General features: G+C 48.8%; 10 protein-coding genes and 1 pseudogene. 5 read left to right on the top strand and 6 right to left on the bottom strand.

What is annotated here, in order from left to right; translation table 11 throughout:
* Positions 1-5: 5 nt before the first annotated feature.
* The 4 genes and pseudogenes from TH468_RS19560 to TH468_RS19550 all read right to left on the bottom strand — a co-directional run bounded on the left by TH468_RS19560 (position 6) and on the right by TH468_RS19550 (position 2,314).
* Positions 6-1,301: a tyrosine-type recombinase/integrase gene (locus TH468_RS19560; protein WP_063093908.1), complete on the bottom strand. Its 1,296-nt coding sequence runs from the start codon at positions 1,299-1,301 to the stop codon at positions 6-8.
* Positions 1,302-1,486: 185 nt separating this feature from the next.
* Positions 1,487-1,585 (bottom strand): annotated as a pseudogene (locus TH468_RS22045) (hypothetical protein); the annotation flags it as partial.
* The gene (locus tag TH468_RS19555) at positions 1,582-1,998 is read right to left on the bottom strand and encodes a LexA family transcriptional regulator (protein ID WP_063093907.1); all 417 of its coding nucleotides are present in this window, start codon (positions 1,996-1,998) and stop codon (positions 1,582-1,584) included. The gene TH468_RS19555 and the pseudogene TH468_RS22045, both read right to left, overlap by 4 nt.
* Before the next feature lie 136 nt (positions 1,999-2,134).
* The gene (locus tag TH468_RS19550) at positions 2,135-2,314 is read right to left on the bottom strand and encodes a hypothetical protein (protein WP_063093906.1); all 180 of its coding nucleotides are present in this window, start codon (positions 2,312-2,314) and stop codon (positions 2,135-2,137) included.
* Positions 2,315-3,309: 995 nt separating this feature from the next.
* Between TH468_RS19550 and TH468_RS19545 the strand changes: the two genes are divergently transcribed.
* Together TH468_RS19545 and TH468_RS19540 are read left to right on the top strand one after the other, a co-directional pair.
* Positions 3,310-3,903, top strand: a complete 594-nt coding sequence (locus TH468_RS19545; protein ID WP_063093905.1) for a hypothetical protein — start codon at positions 3,310-3,312, stop codon at positions 3,901-3,903.
* A 30-nt stretch (positions 3,904-3,933) separates the two neighbouring features.
* A complete protein-coding gene (locus TH468_RS19540; RefSeq protein WP_063093903.1) occupies positions 3,934-4,212 on the top strand; it encodes a hypothetical protein in 279 nt (92 codons plus the stop codon).
* Between the two features lie 61 nt (positions 4,213-4,273).
* Here the strand turns inward: TH468_RS19540 and TH468_RS19535 are convergent, their stop codons facing one another.
* On the bottom strand, positions 4,274-5,896 hold the full coding sequence (locus TH468_RS19535; protein ID WP_071239502.1) for a recombinase family protein: 1,623 nt from the start codon (positions 5,894-5,896) through the stop codon (positions 4,274-4,276).
* Between the two features lie 435 nt (positions 5,897-6,331).
* On the opposite strand from TH468_RS19535, the gene TH468_RS19530 reads away from it, so the two are divergent.
* Together TH468_RS19530 and TH468_RS19525 are read left to right on the top strand one after the other, a co-directional pair.
* The gene (locus TH468_RS19530) at positions 6,332-6,895 is read left to right on the top strand and encodes a hypothetical protein (protein ID WP_139190038.1); all 564 of its coding nucleotides are present in this window, start codon (positions 6,332-6,334) and stop codon (positions 6,893-6,895) included.
* Positions 6,896-6,933: 38 nt separating this feature from the next.
* Complete coding sequence (locus TH468_RS19525; RefSeq protein WP_063095898.1) at positions 6,934-8,022, top strand: phosphoribosyltransferase; 1,089 nt, start codon at positions 6,934-6,936, stop codon at positions 8,020-8,022.
* A gap of 138 nt (positions 8,023-8,160) precedes the next feature.
* Here the strand turns inward: TH468_RS19525 and TH468_RS19520 are convergent, their stop codons facing one another.
* Positions 8,161-14,151, bottom strand: a complete 5,991-nt coding sequence (locus TH468_RS19520; RefSeq protein WP_063095900.1) for an ATP-binding protein — start codon at positions 14,149-14,151, stop codon at positions 8,161-8,163.
* A 231-nt stretch (positions 14,152-14,382) separates the two neighbouring features.
* Between TH468_RS19520 and TH468_RS19515 the strand changes: the two genes are divergently transcribed.
* Complete coding sequence (locus TH468_RS19515; protein ID WP_063095902.1) at positions 14,383-14,952, top strand: hypothetical protein; 570 nt, start codon at positions 14,383-14,385, stop codon at positions 14,950-14,952.
* Positions 14,953-15,110 lie beyond the last annotated feature (158 nt).

Here is a 15,110-nt window from a genome sequence, read left to right as displayed (position 1 = left end):
GCTTTCTAGCCATCGCGTAGGGCCTTGAGATACGTATTCAGGGTATCTGTCATGAGTGCTTCCCGAATTTGTACACTCCGCAAATATGTATTGATTGTTGTCGTTATGTGACTATGGCCAAGCAATGTTCGCAGGCTGAGCCAGGGTTCTGCTTTGCCCGCGCGAACCAGTTCAAAATACATGGTAACCGCAAAGGTATGACGGAGGTGATGAAAGCTGTGCAGGGCTTCAGGTCTGTCTAAGGGGCTGGTTGTGCCGTTTTTATGGGAAGGGCATACAAGACCGGCTTTCAGAACCGCGCGCTGAAAGTGGCGCCAGATGGAATGAGCTGTCATTGCTTCACCCGGATTTCTTTTGGCATGGGCGTGATTGACAAAAAGAGCCTCGACAGATGTTTTCGCGCGTCGAACCGCACGGGCCCGTTCTGTTTTTACGTAATGTCGCAGATCATCATGGATTATGCCCGGTACGACAACTGTGCGCGGCTTCAGGCCTTTGGTTTTGTAAAGAGGCAATGCGACGTTGCTGTAGCTACCATCTTTCTTGAGATTCTTGTATTGCGACAGAGTGAGGTTGGCGCATTCGTCAAGTCGCATTCCTGTGGCGACAGCAAGGCTGGCAATGAGCCGGTCTCTGCATGGACGACGATCAGCTTTGTCTCCGGGGATCGAACCAAGTTCGGCGAGCACTCGTTGAAGAGCTTCGGGAGAAAATGCCTCAGCCGTTTCACTGTTATAGGTTCTCGGAAGCAGTTTACTCGTTTTGACCGTATTGTCGCCGGATTGAACATGCGCCATCCGGGTAATTGCATAATTTCGGGGTTTGATACGTTCTTCGTAAAACTCTTTCGCATCAAATTCAATCAAGCCTTGTCTGGACGCCCATTCATAGAAGTCAACGATGGTGCCAAGCCTGCGGCGTACTGTTGCAACAGCATATCGTTTACCGGTTTTAGGTGATTTGCTGCATAAAAGCTTGTCGCGATATAGTTCGATGTCATCGAAACAAGCAGCGTCCCAATCCCTATGAATCAAGCCTAGATATGTGAACCACTCATACAGGTCATAGGTTAAAGCTGTTTGTGTGTTTCCTACCGAGGGAATTCTCGAGGACCGGACGCATTTGTCATGGAGATAGAATAAGACCGGCTCAACAATTCTGCATCCGTCATAGACAAGATAGTGGAAACCGGTAGGGAGACTGTGGCTCTTCACTTGATCCCACTCGGTATCGCGGATGATCGTTGCAGGTCGAACGACATCCGCTGTTTTGGCAACCGTGTAGTAGGGAACTGTCAGCATGCTTCCCTCATTCCAAATGTCGGGCACCGGGTTTTGTTTGTCATCTTGAGGCTGTGATATCAGACCTTACCTGCACCGCCAGCATGCTGGCGGTGCAGGTAAGGTCTGTAGGCACAGTGGCAGCTAAACAGCCATGTTAGCAAGGAAGTTTGTGTATGTGAACAATGTTAGTAATGTCATATAACATTATTGCTCAGAACGATCATTGGTCGACCGCGCAGACTTGGATCAAAAAGACGCTCGCATGAGCAATAAAAATTATTGCAGTCGACCAAACCAATCATTGGGACGGCCAGTGCAGATTTATCAGAACGACACCCCATATCTCTGTGTCGCCTGAGCAGGGCAGGTGGGGATAGTTTGGATTTTCGGGTTCTAGCCAAGCGTCTTTACCGGATTGACGTAATCGCTTTACCGTCAGCTCGCCATTATGTACGGCAACAACCACATGGCCGCTGCGAGCAGTCTTTGCGCGATCAACCACCAGAAGATCGCCGTCGCGCATAAGGGGTTCCATGCTGTCGCCTTCGAGCCTGAAGAAGAAGGTTGCGGCCGGATGCTCTATGAACTCGTTCAGATCCAGTTGGCGATCAATATAGTCCTCTGCCGGCGACGGAAAACCTGCCGGTACACGCGCCAGGGCGAGCGGTCTGGGTAAAAATCTTATGGGGGCAAATCTGGCGATGAATGAGAACATATCAGGAACATTGTCCTAGATGTTCCTGTTGTCAATATCGATCTACTGACAGATTTGATTATCGATCAGAAGAGGGGGAACTTGCCGGGTTCCCCCTCATTGGTAAGTATCTCATGGCCCAACATAATTTCATTTTTTAGAATGAAGTCAGATTTTTGCTATTTGATTGTTCATCGGCAATCGAGCCGAGTGCTTTACGTGCCGTGTGCAGATAAAGCGCTGGCTCGCGATATACCGCGTTACTGGATTCTGCCTTGCGGAGATCCGACAGAAGGGTATCAATGCGCTGGGTCAGGTCGTTGTGATTTACAACCATGTTTGCCTCCAAGGATGTGATTGAAACTATCCCCAAGAAAGTATGTCGACCTTCTCCCCGGGTCGGACCCAGCAATCCTAATGTGCAATGATGAATGGATTTTTCGTTGTTGGTCCATATCTTGCGCGGATTATTTCATACAGCAGCCAAACGCGGTTGTTTGCATTAAGTGGATTGCGCAATCCACAAGTTGTAAAACTCAAACTAGTATTCATTCAATATATATTTGGTACTGATTAAATATACTTTGTTCATTTTTTGCTTTCGTAAGGGCGAGGTCTGCCCAGTTAGCATGCGAAATTCGCCTCTAGACGTGAAAATCAACCGTTTCAACAAGGGTATTCTGAATTTGGCATCGGTGATGCCGATGGATACACCCCGTGTTGAAAAGGAGGATACATGGGAAGATTGCTTGAATTTGGTTTTTTGTGTGCTGCGTTTCTTACCGTGATCTACAAATTGTTCTGAAGAATGCTTTGCGCAACAAATGTTCCCAGCATTTTCCATAACCTAATCGACTATGGATTGTGCAATCCAGATTGACGGCTTGAATTTTGGCAGGTGTCTCAAGCATCATAGGACCGGAACAGGTCACGGCTCTATGGATTGAAGCAGGCCAGATCAAGCACGCTCTTTCTTTCGGCTGCACTTTGGTTCGATAGACCGGTGCCGCGCCAGGCGCGACACCGGCCAACCTCACTCGCAAGCATGTATACCGGAATACGGCCCTTACGGGTAACGGTTGGCCCTGCCGATAGCATCGCGGACAACATCCTTTCAGGCACGTACCAGGTACCCTTGAGGCATTGATCTTCAGGATCGGTCGAAGGAAGGGCTTCGCCCTCTGCCGTAAAGCAGAATCAGGGTCCCTGTTCGCGCCTTAACGGTCGCGAACATCCCATATTCAGCTTGACGGCATTCACCCTTTTGAGACGACGGGAAGAAGTTGAACCGGCCAGATCGGCCAGCCAGTTGTCTCTATGGGGATCAGAACAATGCATAAGGTAACGGACAGAGATATTGATACCGCCAAGCGTATCGCCCTTGAATTTCATGCTGCAGTCAGGGCGAATGATGGTGATGCCGCAAATGAGGCTTCGAGGTCTTTCCGCGCTCTTATTACGAAGACCAATGGGGAAAATGGCAGCTTTGGCAGTTTTGCCGACGATGGGGCAGGAACAGCCATCACAGCAGCACTTGCGGCCAAAGCCGGTCAAGAGCCGCATTGGGGGCAGAACGGGTTGTTTGTTCTGGAAACCAGACATGGTCGGGCATTGGTCGATTTCACCTGTCCGCTGGATATATGCAGCAGCTTTGGGTTTACGGCCATCGATCTTGGCCTGCCCTTTATTTCCGAGACAGGATATCGCTCGCATTTCTATATGGAATGGCCGCCACTCAGCGTTAAGGAAGCAGCTGCCGCAATCTTTTGCGAATACGCAGAAGCCGAGAAGATGGCAAATATTGAAATCGAATACCGGCAGGGACGAAGCAATTCGCTGCCTGATTTCGCAAAGCCCTCATGGACAGCATTTCAGGGCATCCCAACGCAGACCGACAACAAAGGCCAAATCGGTTTTCAGTTTTGATCTGCCGGATAAAGACGACAGGAAAAAGACATGACCAAATACATATCCATCGCATTTATCACCGCCAATCGACAGCATATTGAAAGCCCGGCAATCGGTTCTACGCTGGACGCTATAAACCGGTTGCAAGAGCAATTGGCTGAACAAATAGCCGTTCATTATGACATTCGCTGGAATGGTCGGATCGAACATGAAGGTGACATGACTGATATCGGCTATATGCCAAACCGGCCGGGGCAGGAATGTCCGATGCTATTGGATCGGGCTGATCCGAGTGGAGAGTTTGGTGACGATGAACAGCCCGGTTAGGGCGGGAAGGGATATTATGATCCAAACGACATAGACGGAAACCGGCAGAATTTTGCCGGTTTCATTTCTTTTTGCCAAGTACCCGCGCCATGGCCTCAAAGTCATATTCAATTTCACAGGTTCTATACCAGCGGAGGCCCGCATGATCCCATTTTGCTGTTATGGTGTATCTCTTCATCATGTGCCGGAGCTGCGAAACTGTCTCGGGTTCACGCGACCAGACCTGCAGTCTGGATATCAAAGCGTTAAATCGTTTATGGATATCGGCGATATTTGCCGGTGCCTTTATCTCTTCAAGAGACCGCTTTAATCGCGCAATTTCAAGCTTTGCGAGGCGCATCTGTTCGGTGTTGTCGTCAAACCAAGCTTTTAACTCGGCACTGTCGCTATTCACCTTGAACGTGTTCAGTGCATGGGCGGCGCGATCTCGCATTCCTTGCAATTTTTGTTCGGCTTCGCTGATTTGCTTTTCCAGCCTGTTCCGTCTTTCCGCTATGGCTTCATGACTATAATGTGCCTCGATGTCCGCACAAGTCAGGCGCAGGGCCTCACGAATGATAACATCGCACAGCTCTTCGTAACGGATCGCACGGTTCGGGCAGCCTTTTTTCTTGCAGGAATAACGATCCGCCCAAGCCGCTGTGATTGTGGTGTCATGTTCGGCACATCTGAGACGCCCGGCAAAAACCGCAACAACCTTTCCTGTCGACTTGATCTGTCTTTGTCGCCAGTGCCTGATCCGTGTTTTTGATATCTGGTCTGTTTCTTCAGGTGATCGCATGCTGGCGGTTTTTCGATATTCCGCCACCTTGGATGACCTTTCATCCAGTTGCGCCTGAATCGCATCAAATTCCTGTTCTTCGATGATTTTCAGCTCGGGGACGGGGACTTGTATCCATTCGCTTTCCGGACGGAGAACCGCGAGCTTCTTGCCCGTCTCGGGGTGCTTGCGATATTGCATCCTGTTAAACGTCACCACGCCCTTGTAAAGCGTGTTGCGGAGCAGGCCGGTTTTGCGAATGCGCGATCCTACCAATGTCGTTGGTGCCCACTTGCCACCAGAAGGTGCCGCGATCCCTTTCCGGTCGAGAATAGTGCAGATATGCTGAAGCTTGCTGCCGGTTGAATACAGTCTGAAAATTTCCCGGATAACTTCGGCTTCTTCCTCGACAATGCGACGCTTACCTCGGATCAGTTCTCCGTTGCTGTCGAGTGCTCGAACAATTTCATATCCAAAGGTTCGTCCACCGGGAACACCACCTCTTAATACTGAAGCAATCATGCCTCGATGCGTCTTGTCTGAGAGATCCTTCAGGTAAAGAGCATTCATCGTGCTTTTCAGGCCGATATGCAGCTCGCCAATGACACCTTCAGAAATCGTTTCGACATCAATGCCAAGGAAGACCATCTTTTTAAAGAAGTTCGCTGTATCGGCCTGATCGCGGCTAATGCGTGACAGATCTTCTGTAACCACTCTGTCGAAACGACCGTCAAAGGCTCCCATGAGAAGGTTGTTTATACCTGAACGATTTTCCATATGGGCACCCGAGAACGCTTCATCATAATACACGTCTTCGATCGTATATTGTTTGGCTTCACAATAGCCCTCACACCTCAGTATCTGGTCTTGGCTGCTGGTGGTCTGGCGGTCTGTCGAATGGCGTGCGTAAATCGCAACTCTCACGTGAGGTCCCCTGCGTTTCTCTTTTTTGATTACACGGCGCAGAAACAGGTGTGCAAGCGATATGTAAGCGCAGGGTTTTCGCCCAAAATCTCGCGGACTGCAACAGTTTGGAGGGTTTCGGCCACATTGCAGGAGTTTGCAAGAGATTGCAGATGTTTGCAGAACTTCGCACAACTTTACCCTGTCGTTTCTTAGGCAGGATAGGTTCAGTACCGGTACTGAACGAGCATTTCATACTCATCCTGCCTTATTCGCACGACAAGTCGTGCTCAACGGGTAAAAAGGAAACTGACACAAGATGTTACTGTCGATAACATCAGCCGTTGGTGCATTTTGATAAAGAAGGTGGCTGGTATGGACGTTTGGTATCACGGCAGCATCTATAAGTTCGATACGTTTCCAATCTTTACACATTTCGGTACGGAGAAGGCAGGGATGGACGCGATTGGTAAACAATTGCGACGTCATCCACGAGATCGGAATGGTGGGTTTCGCCATTCCAACCTAACCGTTACTGCACCTAGGCTGCATGCTGTTGAATTTACTGAAAAAAAATGGCCGAAAGCCTCAAAGGATTTCGGCAGTACGACGAAATTGGCTCTTGCCAAAGCGCTTGACGATATTTGCGGATACTCGCGCAACAATGGTTACTTCATTCAGTTTTATGAACACCATCATCAAATTATGAAGGGCAAGGAAAAAAATGAGATCGATCACGAACTCCACTTCAATCTGGATGGCGTTAGGGATGCCTTTTTGGCTAAAGGCATTAAAGCCTTCCTATATCCGAACAATGTTGAAGACCGAGGTTCTATATCGCTTTGCGTGGTGTCGCCGAACTTAGCTGGACTAACTCGACTAAGTTACACAGAATTATCACGTGAAGACCTAGAAAGCAGTCTTGCTGGAACTTTTTTTGATCCACAACAACACATCGACAACATGTCTTTCAATAAGTGTTGGGAGATCGCTTATCCTGAGCCGGATGTTACAGAGTAGGTTTTGAAGGCATTTAGACTCTGGGGTTAAATAGACAAATGGCCGAACGTTCACCATGGGGCAATTTCCCAGCTGTTATCCGAAATGGCGATCTGGGAGAGCTGCAACAGCAGCCGGAATATACACTCGCCAAAGCTGGTGATACGGATGCTGCCCATGACTTGGCGGAACGTCTCCTGCGCAACGGAACGATTGATCAGATCCGAAACATAATAGGAAACGATCAGCCGCGAATAGTACCTGTGCTTGCTGAGGAGGCTTCCGGACATAATAAAATACCGTTGGCAATGGCGTTTGAAGTCGGCAAGAGGTTGGGGCTGGACGTTGATGTTTCTATATTCCAAACGGAGCGTGTCGCCAGAACCGGCGAAGGTGCCGATTACCGCCTTGCATTCAATCCGTCATTCGATGGTCCCGTTAAGAAGGGAGGCAAATATCTGGTTTTCGACGATACGCTGACAATGGGCGGTACTATTGCATCATTACGTGGCTTTCTGGAGAACAGGGGCGGCAATGTGATTGCTGCGGCTGTAATGACGGCGCATCTAGGTGCATTGAACATCGCCGTGAAACCAAGTATGTTAGAGGCTATTGATCAGAAACATGGCTCTGCCATGAATGATTTTTGGAAGGAGACATTTGGATATGGCATCGACCAGCTCACTCAAGGCGAAGCCGGCCACCTCCGAAAATCCCCTTCGGTTGACGCCATCCGAACTCGAATCATTGAAGCAAGATATGCAGTCTTCTCTCAAGCGCATGCAAGAAAGAGCAGTGCAGAAAGAAGCCAGCTCGACCCCGAGCAGACAGAGCGCGTAACACCCGAAATTCCCCGACCATTGGCCTCCTATCATCAGGCATTAAAAAAGCTTGAGATTATTTCTGCGCCTAGGCATGAAGTGCTTGTTGCTCAGTGCAAGCTCGCTATAGCCGAAGAGTTTTATAATAGTGGAAGGCTTGATGTACCAGGGGCGCACTCTGCTGAAATCAGAGAACAGGCTCACGAAGAGGCGCTATTACTCATGGCGCAATCTGGTCACGAAAGCGCTGTCTCGCCGTTGAGTAAGCCAAAACAAAGAATAGATAATGTAATCAAAAAGCAAACCGGACCAAAGCTCGACATGTAATGGTGCTCGCGATCGCTACTCAATAAACCCCCACCTAAACCAGCTGGACGGAGCATAAGGCCCATCATCAGAAAGATGGTCACATAGTTTGCTCATCATGACAGAAAAGTCACATCAGGGCAGCTTTTTTTCCGAGCGCTAATCAGCCGCAACGACCTCACGACGGAAGTTTTTCTCCTGTTCTCCTGAAAAAGTTGCGATGACCCTTGCTGCTAAGTTTAACGGACCCACTGTTGCCTCAAGTTGAGTCCTTCCGGCAGACGACAGAATTAGTAGCTGTCCCGTGCCATATCTCTCTGCGTCATATAGAGTTTTAAGCTTGGTACCTTCCACCCATCGGATGGTTCTAGCAGCAAGGTTTCCCAAAGAGTCATGCAACTCAAGCGGATTGGTATCACTTCGTTGCCAACCGAGTTTTTGCGCAACAAAGGGGCAAACCGTGATGGTGTCGTTGCCGAAGTCTTCAAAGAGATTTCCAGGAAGGCGGCAAACGAGGGGACTTTCCTCTCGCTTGTACATTGGCCGAAGGTAGTCGTATGAGAAAAGCCGTGGTAATCCTATGATACCTTCTGTCACATTAACATTGCTAGGCAAGATCGTTCGATGAATGTCGGCTGATGCACGAGCGGCATATACCTCGAAATAGGAATCTTCAGCCAGAATAAATTCATCCGACAATAACGTTGACTGAAGCATATAATCGCACAGCTCGAGCCATTGATTGTCGTCGATTCCGCCATACTTCTGCGTGGGTACAGTTGGCCATTCCAGCCAGTCTGGCCTAGGAGTATTCTCAGGAGGGAAGCTAAAAAGAGACGGTCCACCAATTTCATCCCAAAGAGCTCGAAAAACTCTCTGATCTACGGCATCGGCACGTTCCAGTTCTCGTACAACTTTTCCAAATGCGCGGAGACATGACGATGCCATCGGTCTCCGATAAGCAAATTGCAGATTCAATCTGCGGAGTTGTTCTAAAATCTTGTCCTCAATTTCTGGCCCGAAGGCGGCTTTCCCGCCTTCTTTGCTCATAAAGCTTGCGCATCGCCTGCGCAGCATCTCTAAAGGTACATCACTAGCATTCGTAAGGAGACGAAGTGGACCTCTTAGCATCGATGTCCAAGTCCACGGGTCATCTGACCAAATAGGTCGGTTTCCAGAGAGTAGTCCAGGGGGGGGATCGAAATTGTCTGCCTGGTCGGAGTTAGACGGAAAAAGGGTATAGAAGGCAGGTAATTCAGTTGCCGGGAGTTCTTCTATTTCCTCCTCTAAATCATTCAGCACCTTTCTCCCTATTGTCGAGACGATAAAGTCGTCATCCCCAGTGAGCATTTGTGCCTCTTTGACGACGAATGAACGCAAAGATGGCGTCGCTCGCAGACTGTCCAGTATGGCCGCATACTCGCGCAATCCATCAGGGCAGTCTCTCAAATAAAGTGCCAGCTTAGAAACGAAGTCTTCGCCTGAACTTCTATCTGAAATCAGGCGTGCAGCTCGTCGCGCATGAATGGTGACTTCTGGACAGCACAGCTTGAAAGCATAGGCAACTATGAAGGCGAGGACGTCGGAGTATGTATGAACGCTTTCGATTATCTCGACCGGTCTGGCGAACCGAAACTCGCGATATGCCTTTAGGTGCTCTTCCGTCTCATTCCATAGCTCCCGATAAGGAATGGGATCTGCAATCAGTTCAAGTACTTCATTGAGATTTAAGAAAAGCGAACTGCCGTATGTCTGGCCTGCAGAGAGCTCATTGACTAAGGAATCAAAGCCTTTGTCTATCGCGGCTTTTCCTTCTAGTTCCAGCCGAAGCTGCTGCACCGCAAGTTTCTGACCGCCCATGAATGATGACCAGTACCCGGACAAAGCAGCATTTTCGGCAATCTCAAAGTATTTCTCTGCCTGCTTACGGAGACCGAACTGTAGGTATCGGCGTGAAATTGCACAAGCGGTTTTGGCGTCTGCAATGATGTGGGGGCGCTTGGAGAGGAAATCCTCAATTTCTTTCTTGTTTGAACTCTGGATGAGAGCTTCAGCAGCGCGGGCATATGAATAATCAATCTTATCACCGTAGGTTGATTCTCCGTCGCCGACCGCAAGAAGTGCTTCTAAGGAATCCGCCTTTATCTCACCATAGACGCTGCTTTCAGAGCTATGGCTTCTCGGTTCGCCGTGTGTAACTGTGCGAAGCGTTTCTGCGACTTCAGCAGCACACTCTATCATCGGTTCGATCAAGGGTTTGGCTTCTGGAGCGAACTCCAGAATCATTTTAAGAATGCTCTCGCGTTGTGAGGGAGGACACCAGCGCTGGATCGAGGATAGAAGAATTGAGATTGGCCCCGCCCTTTCATCAGGTGTCAGCGCAGGAAGAGCTATCTTCAGGCATCGCTCAATCCCACCTGCTGCGAACGGCACGATCAGGTAAGCACACGCGATTATGGTTAAACCGGACAGAGTTCGGTCATGCTTAGCGATCGAGGCAAGCGCAGCTTCCACAATGCGCTCCCAAGAGGCCAGATCACTCTGGAGTAACCTATTAGTGACACCTGCAAGAACGCAAGGACTCACCCCTGCACCTTCCAAGACATCAGGAACCAACCGGGCTGCCGTATCAGCCCCCGCAGTTTCGTCCATACCAAGAATTAACTGCGCGAAGGCAAGGGAAGAGCCTTCCATATTGCCTGGAGAACTCGCACAGGCTTTCAGGAACGACCAAGCCCAAAAAACGTACTGTGGCTCCTTCTTAGCCCGTAACCAATAGCCGAACGTATCTTCGTGCATAACATCAAGTGTGGCACGGGCTTCGTCAATGAGGCCAATGTGACAGTATGCGTTAGTGAGTGATACATGGGTATCTACTGCCTCATGGGGAGTGCGGTCGACCCGTACCTTAGCCCGTGCACGATCAATACGCGTTTTCGCCGCATCAGCATCTCCATTGACGTCGAAAACAGCTTTTGCAAACTCGACCTGAAAACCCTCTGAGTTCGCAAGGTTATTGTTGCCGAGCATGAGCTTTTCATCGACTTTCGCAATAAATTCATTGAACGCTGTTTGCTCGCAAGTTTCGGCTATGTCCACCAGATGCTGAGCAATGCCTTTAAGAGAGCCATAAAACTGATAGGCGGTGTAATCGTGGATATCTGGCTGGGCTTGAGCAAAAAAGATGACAATGGAATTCAGCGCTCGTTTCGTCAGGCTGGTTTCTTGCTGGGAGGCAAGTGCCTTCAGAGTTCCTATCTCACATAATTTTGTGTGGGCGTTTGCCAGAAGCGTACTGTCTTCTGAGTCACGTGTTCTAGACTCTTCCGGAAGTGCAACGTCAAGAATTTTACTAAGGAAGGCAGTCTCAATTATCGCTTGTGAGAAGTCTCCTAAGTTATTTTGTATTGCGTTATGACGAGTGAGCCGGGGAACCGTTAGCGCAGAGGCCAGTTTTACTGCGAGGGTTAGATCGCCGAGTTTCCAAGCAATCAAGGCTGCAGCGCGTCTCCAAAATTGGTGGGTAGTGCCAAGCTTACTGGAGGCGAGTACGAGGCATTCACGGGCGTCCTCTTGTCTCTTTTCTTGAAATGCGAATTCTGCCGCTTGTACAGCCAAGCAGGCTATTTCGTGATCAGTTAGCTTCAGAAGTGTCTTGATTTCTGAAAAGTCGGTAATGCGTTGATCGCACACAGTTCCTAAGGCTAAGCTGAACTTGAGTTCGCGGCGCGTCTGAGAGCCTTTGTCGTCGTCTATGCTATGAGTTTGAATGACAAGGGAGTCTATCAATTCACCGAGCTTGGCAAGTGGGCGGAACCGCTGCGCTCTCTCGATCCATCCGCGCGCAAGGTTCATTGCGCTATGTGGATCGAAACCTTCTCCAGAGAAAAGAACTTCAAGGGGCTCATTTGCGAGAAACACTTGCCGAGCGCGCTCAATGTCTCCCATTAACCAGAAGTGGTCGACGAGTTTGAGCCATCCTTCGCCATTTTCTCTGTCTTCAAGAGCGTGACGGGTCGCAAGTTCAACATCGCCAAGTTTCAAAAGAAGCTCAATAAAATCTAGGCTGCTGACTGCATCAAGCCGATAATCAATTTCTTTCTCAAGTAGCAGTCGATTTAAAAGAAGGACAGGGTCACGCGTAGGATTCACCGCAGCATAGGTAAGTCGTAAATCTGTGTAGACTTCGCCGGAAGGCCGGAATGATCGAAGTGATCTTCGGAAGTAGTCAGCTGTTCCAAGCGCGAGGACTCCATCTAAATTTCCAGCGCGTGAAAGATATCGAAGCTGATACCAATATTGTGGGTCGCTGGGCTGCGCTTTGCCGGCTATCAATGCAAGCTTTGAGTGAATATCTTTCTCTGTGTTAATACTGGGCTTGCCAAACTTCCGTCCGGTTTCCTGTACTATAAATAGCCGGAAGCTGTTGTGAAAAATGGAAAGACGATCTTGCTGATCCGTCAAAAGCAAAAAACCAGCGGTCGTAATGACGTCATCGACCACCTCTTCGCTACATACATCAGCAAGTTGTTCGCATGAGAGCGTTCCTTCCGCACGCGCGAGAAGAGCTAGAGCGGAGCGAGATGATGGTGCTGTGTCGAGTTTTTGCCAAACACGCTCATATATTTGTTGTAGAGACCGTCCCAAACCATCGATATCGGACAGAATCTTCAGTGCAACTTCCGCTTCAGTGACTGAACGAAGTGCTTCAATGAAATAGCGTGCAGTCAAAGGATGACCACTAGTAATTTCAAAGAGAACCTCCCTGTCAACGAAAGAAGGAAGGTTGGCGGCATCTGCTAATGCAAATATAGATGCTTTGCTCAGTGGCTCAATCGCGACACTTCTGCCAGCCTCTTTGGTTTGTTGAATAATCGTTGTTTGTAACCCCGGGAGTTCGATACGCTGAGTGCCGAGGATAAAAATGACGCCTTCAGGAACAGCAGCAGCAGCCGGCAACTCAGCTAGAAAACTTGCTACTGGGTTTTCCTCACGAGGTACATGGTCGAGCCCGTCGATTACAATGAGTGTTTTTCTACCTGAGGTGCTATACCTGGAACCTGCCGCTTCGAGCTGTCCTACGAATTCGTTCCTCAACCCGGATAGGTTGTCGTTGGTAAACTTTGAGGCGTAGAACCCCTGGCTACGAAGCTCGGCAATTATATCGTTTAAGAATTCGCTTGCTTCTGCTCGGCCAAGGCCTTGCCGCTGGCCGGGAAGAAAAGCTAAATACCTCGATATACTGTAGCTCTGGTTAGAAAATAAACCACGTTGCAAAAGTGTGGACTTGCCGGTTCCCGGAGGCCCAATAAGCGCGATATACCCCTGCGTCGTCCGCTCAATGAGATCAATGAGTTTTCTCTCTGTAGCTTCATTTTCTTGGTAGTCCGGTGGAACTGGAAAGACGTGAAGGTTATGCTGGCTGAGCCTCGAGCGCCACCCCAACTTGTTTATCAGATCTTGCTCAGTATATCTTTGACCTGGGGTTGAGGCTCGAACAAGTCTCGGAATCAGGCTTAATACCTCTGCAGCTTTGGAACGGTCTATAGGACCAAAATTGGATAGGGCATTTGCCTGTAGTTCTCTTTCATCCTTCAGATCAAGATGGTTCAAAAACTCTAAAAAATCCAACTGATCTAGGCCAGATCTAATTCGGAGATCCGTGAGCGTGTCGCTCCAGACTGAACTCGCGATAACATCGTCGCAAAGTTCTGTACGGGAGATGAAATCTGCAAACGCTGCACTGTGACGAGCTCCCTGAGCGTTGGAGTTCGCAAGAGCAGTGTCAGAAGTACTAAAGAGACCAGCAAATATGTAGCGTAAGTTTACTTCCCCTGTTTCAACACGCTCCTTGAGGCTCAGCCAAGAAGTGGCCATTTCTGCAATGAGTGAGTCTTTTAGCTCTGTGCGGAGGGAAACATATGTCGCGCTCTTTTCACTCTTAACCTGAGTGGCAAGGATGCCCCCATTGGTGTGGAGCACCAAATCGTCGAAAATACAGGCAGCTGGTTCTGCGATCGATATGGCATTGAGCAAACCGTCCTGCATAAGTTTGTAGAGGACGCATGCAGAATATTCGTACTGTTTCCAATACCCGGTAATAGCTGTAGTTTCGCCGGTCGACTGCGCTCTATTTTTCTTTGTTACCATTACTTAATTGCTTACCATCTATCCCAGACAAACAGAAGCATACAACGTCTTCTGTCCCTAGGGTATAACTGAAGTGCGGTCTGGGGCCACACCCTAGCGATATGCAATCGGCGGATGGGGAGCAGGAATTGAAACCTATTGGAGTTGGTCCGGTGCTTAGAATGAGGAAACTGTCCTGAGTGCAATTGACTGAAAGATTTCCAATTAAGAAATACTGGATTAAGCCGAAAAATGGATCCAATTAAACACATGTTAGCTAAACCCGTTCCCTATGCTTTGGGAATTTGGGGGGGCTTATGGCTTCCAGATATAGATTTGTTGTTACTGCCAATTCTGCATCATCGATCAATTATCACCCATTCAGTTCTCATCCCGTGGCTGCTTTTTTTATTTTTTAAGAACCGAGTACCTCTTTATGGCATTGCTGGATTGTATGTAGGTATTTCTATTCACTTGGCGGCGGATTGTTTGTCCGCGACTGTTGGATTCGGGATGATCTGGACACCGTGGCCATTTAAGATGTCACTGGGGCCAGCTTCACCGGTTTGGATCTTAGTCAATGCAGCACTGGGGATTTGGCTAACATTGCAACTGGCACCAGAGAGAAAGCTCTGGACTGTTGCAGGGATGTGTTTAGCCGCATCGGGATATTCTCTACTAAACGAAATGGCAATGTTACCGTTCGTGGCTTTTAGCCTGATCTTTTCAGCCGTACTCTTCATCCGCTATAAAATGGAGAGAAAACAGGGTATCGATAAAACGGCGGCGAGTTTAACCACCGAAAGGATCAATTCCAGATAAGAGAGTTTATAATAAATATGGCTAGATGCACCGAAATACATGAAACGTAGGCTCGGAAGATGTGACAGTCTGAATGTCATATTTTGCTGTATATGACATACCTACCGATTAAATATTGTATGAGTAATATGTTGATCTGGAGCGATCTGGGATCGTCG

Source organism: Thalassospira sp. MCCC 1A03138 (assembly GCF_002115785.1).
GTDB lineage: Bacteria > Pseudomonadota > Alphaproteobacteria > Rhodospirillales > Thalassospiraceae > Thalassospira.
The sequence above is the reverse complement of the archived record's forward strand: the minus strand, read 5'-3'. Positions and strand labels throughout refer to the sequence as shown.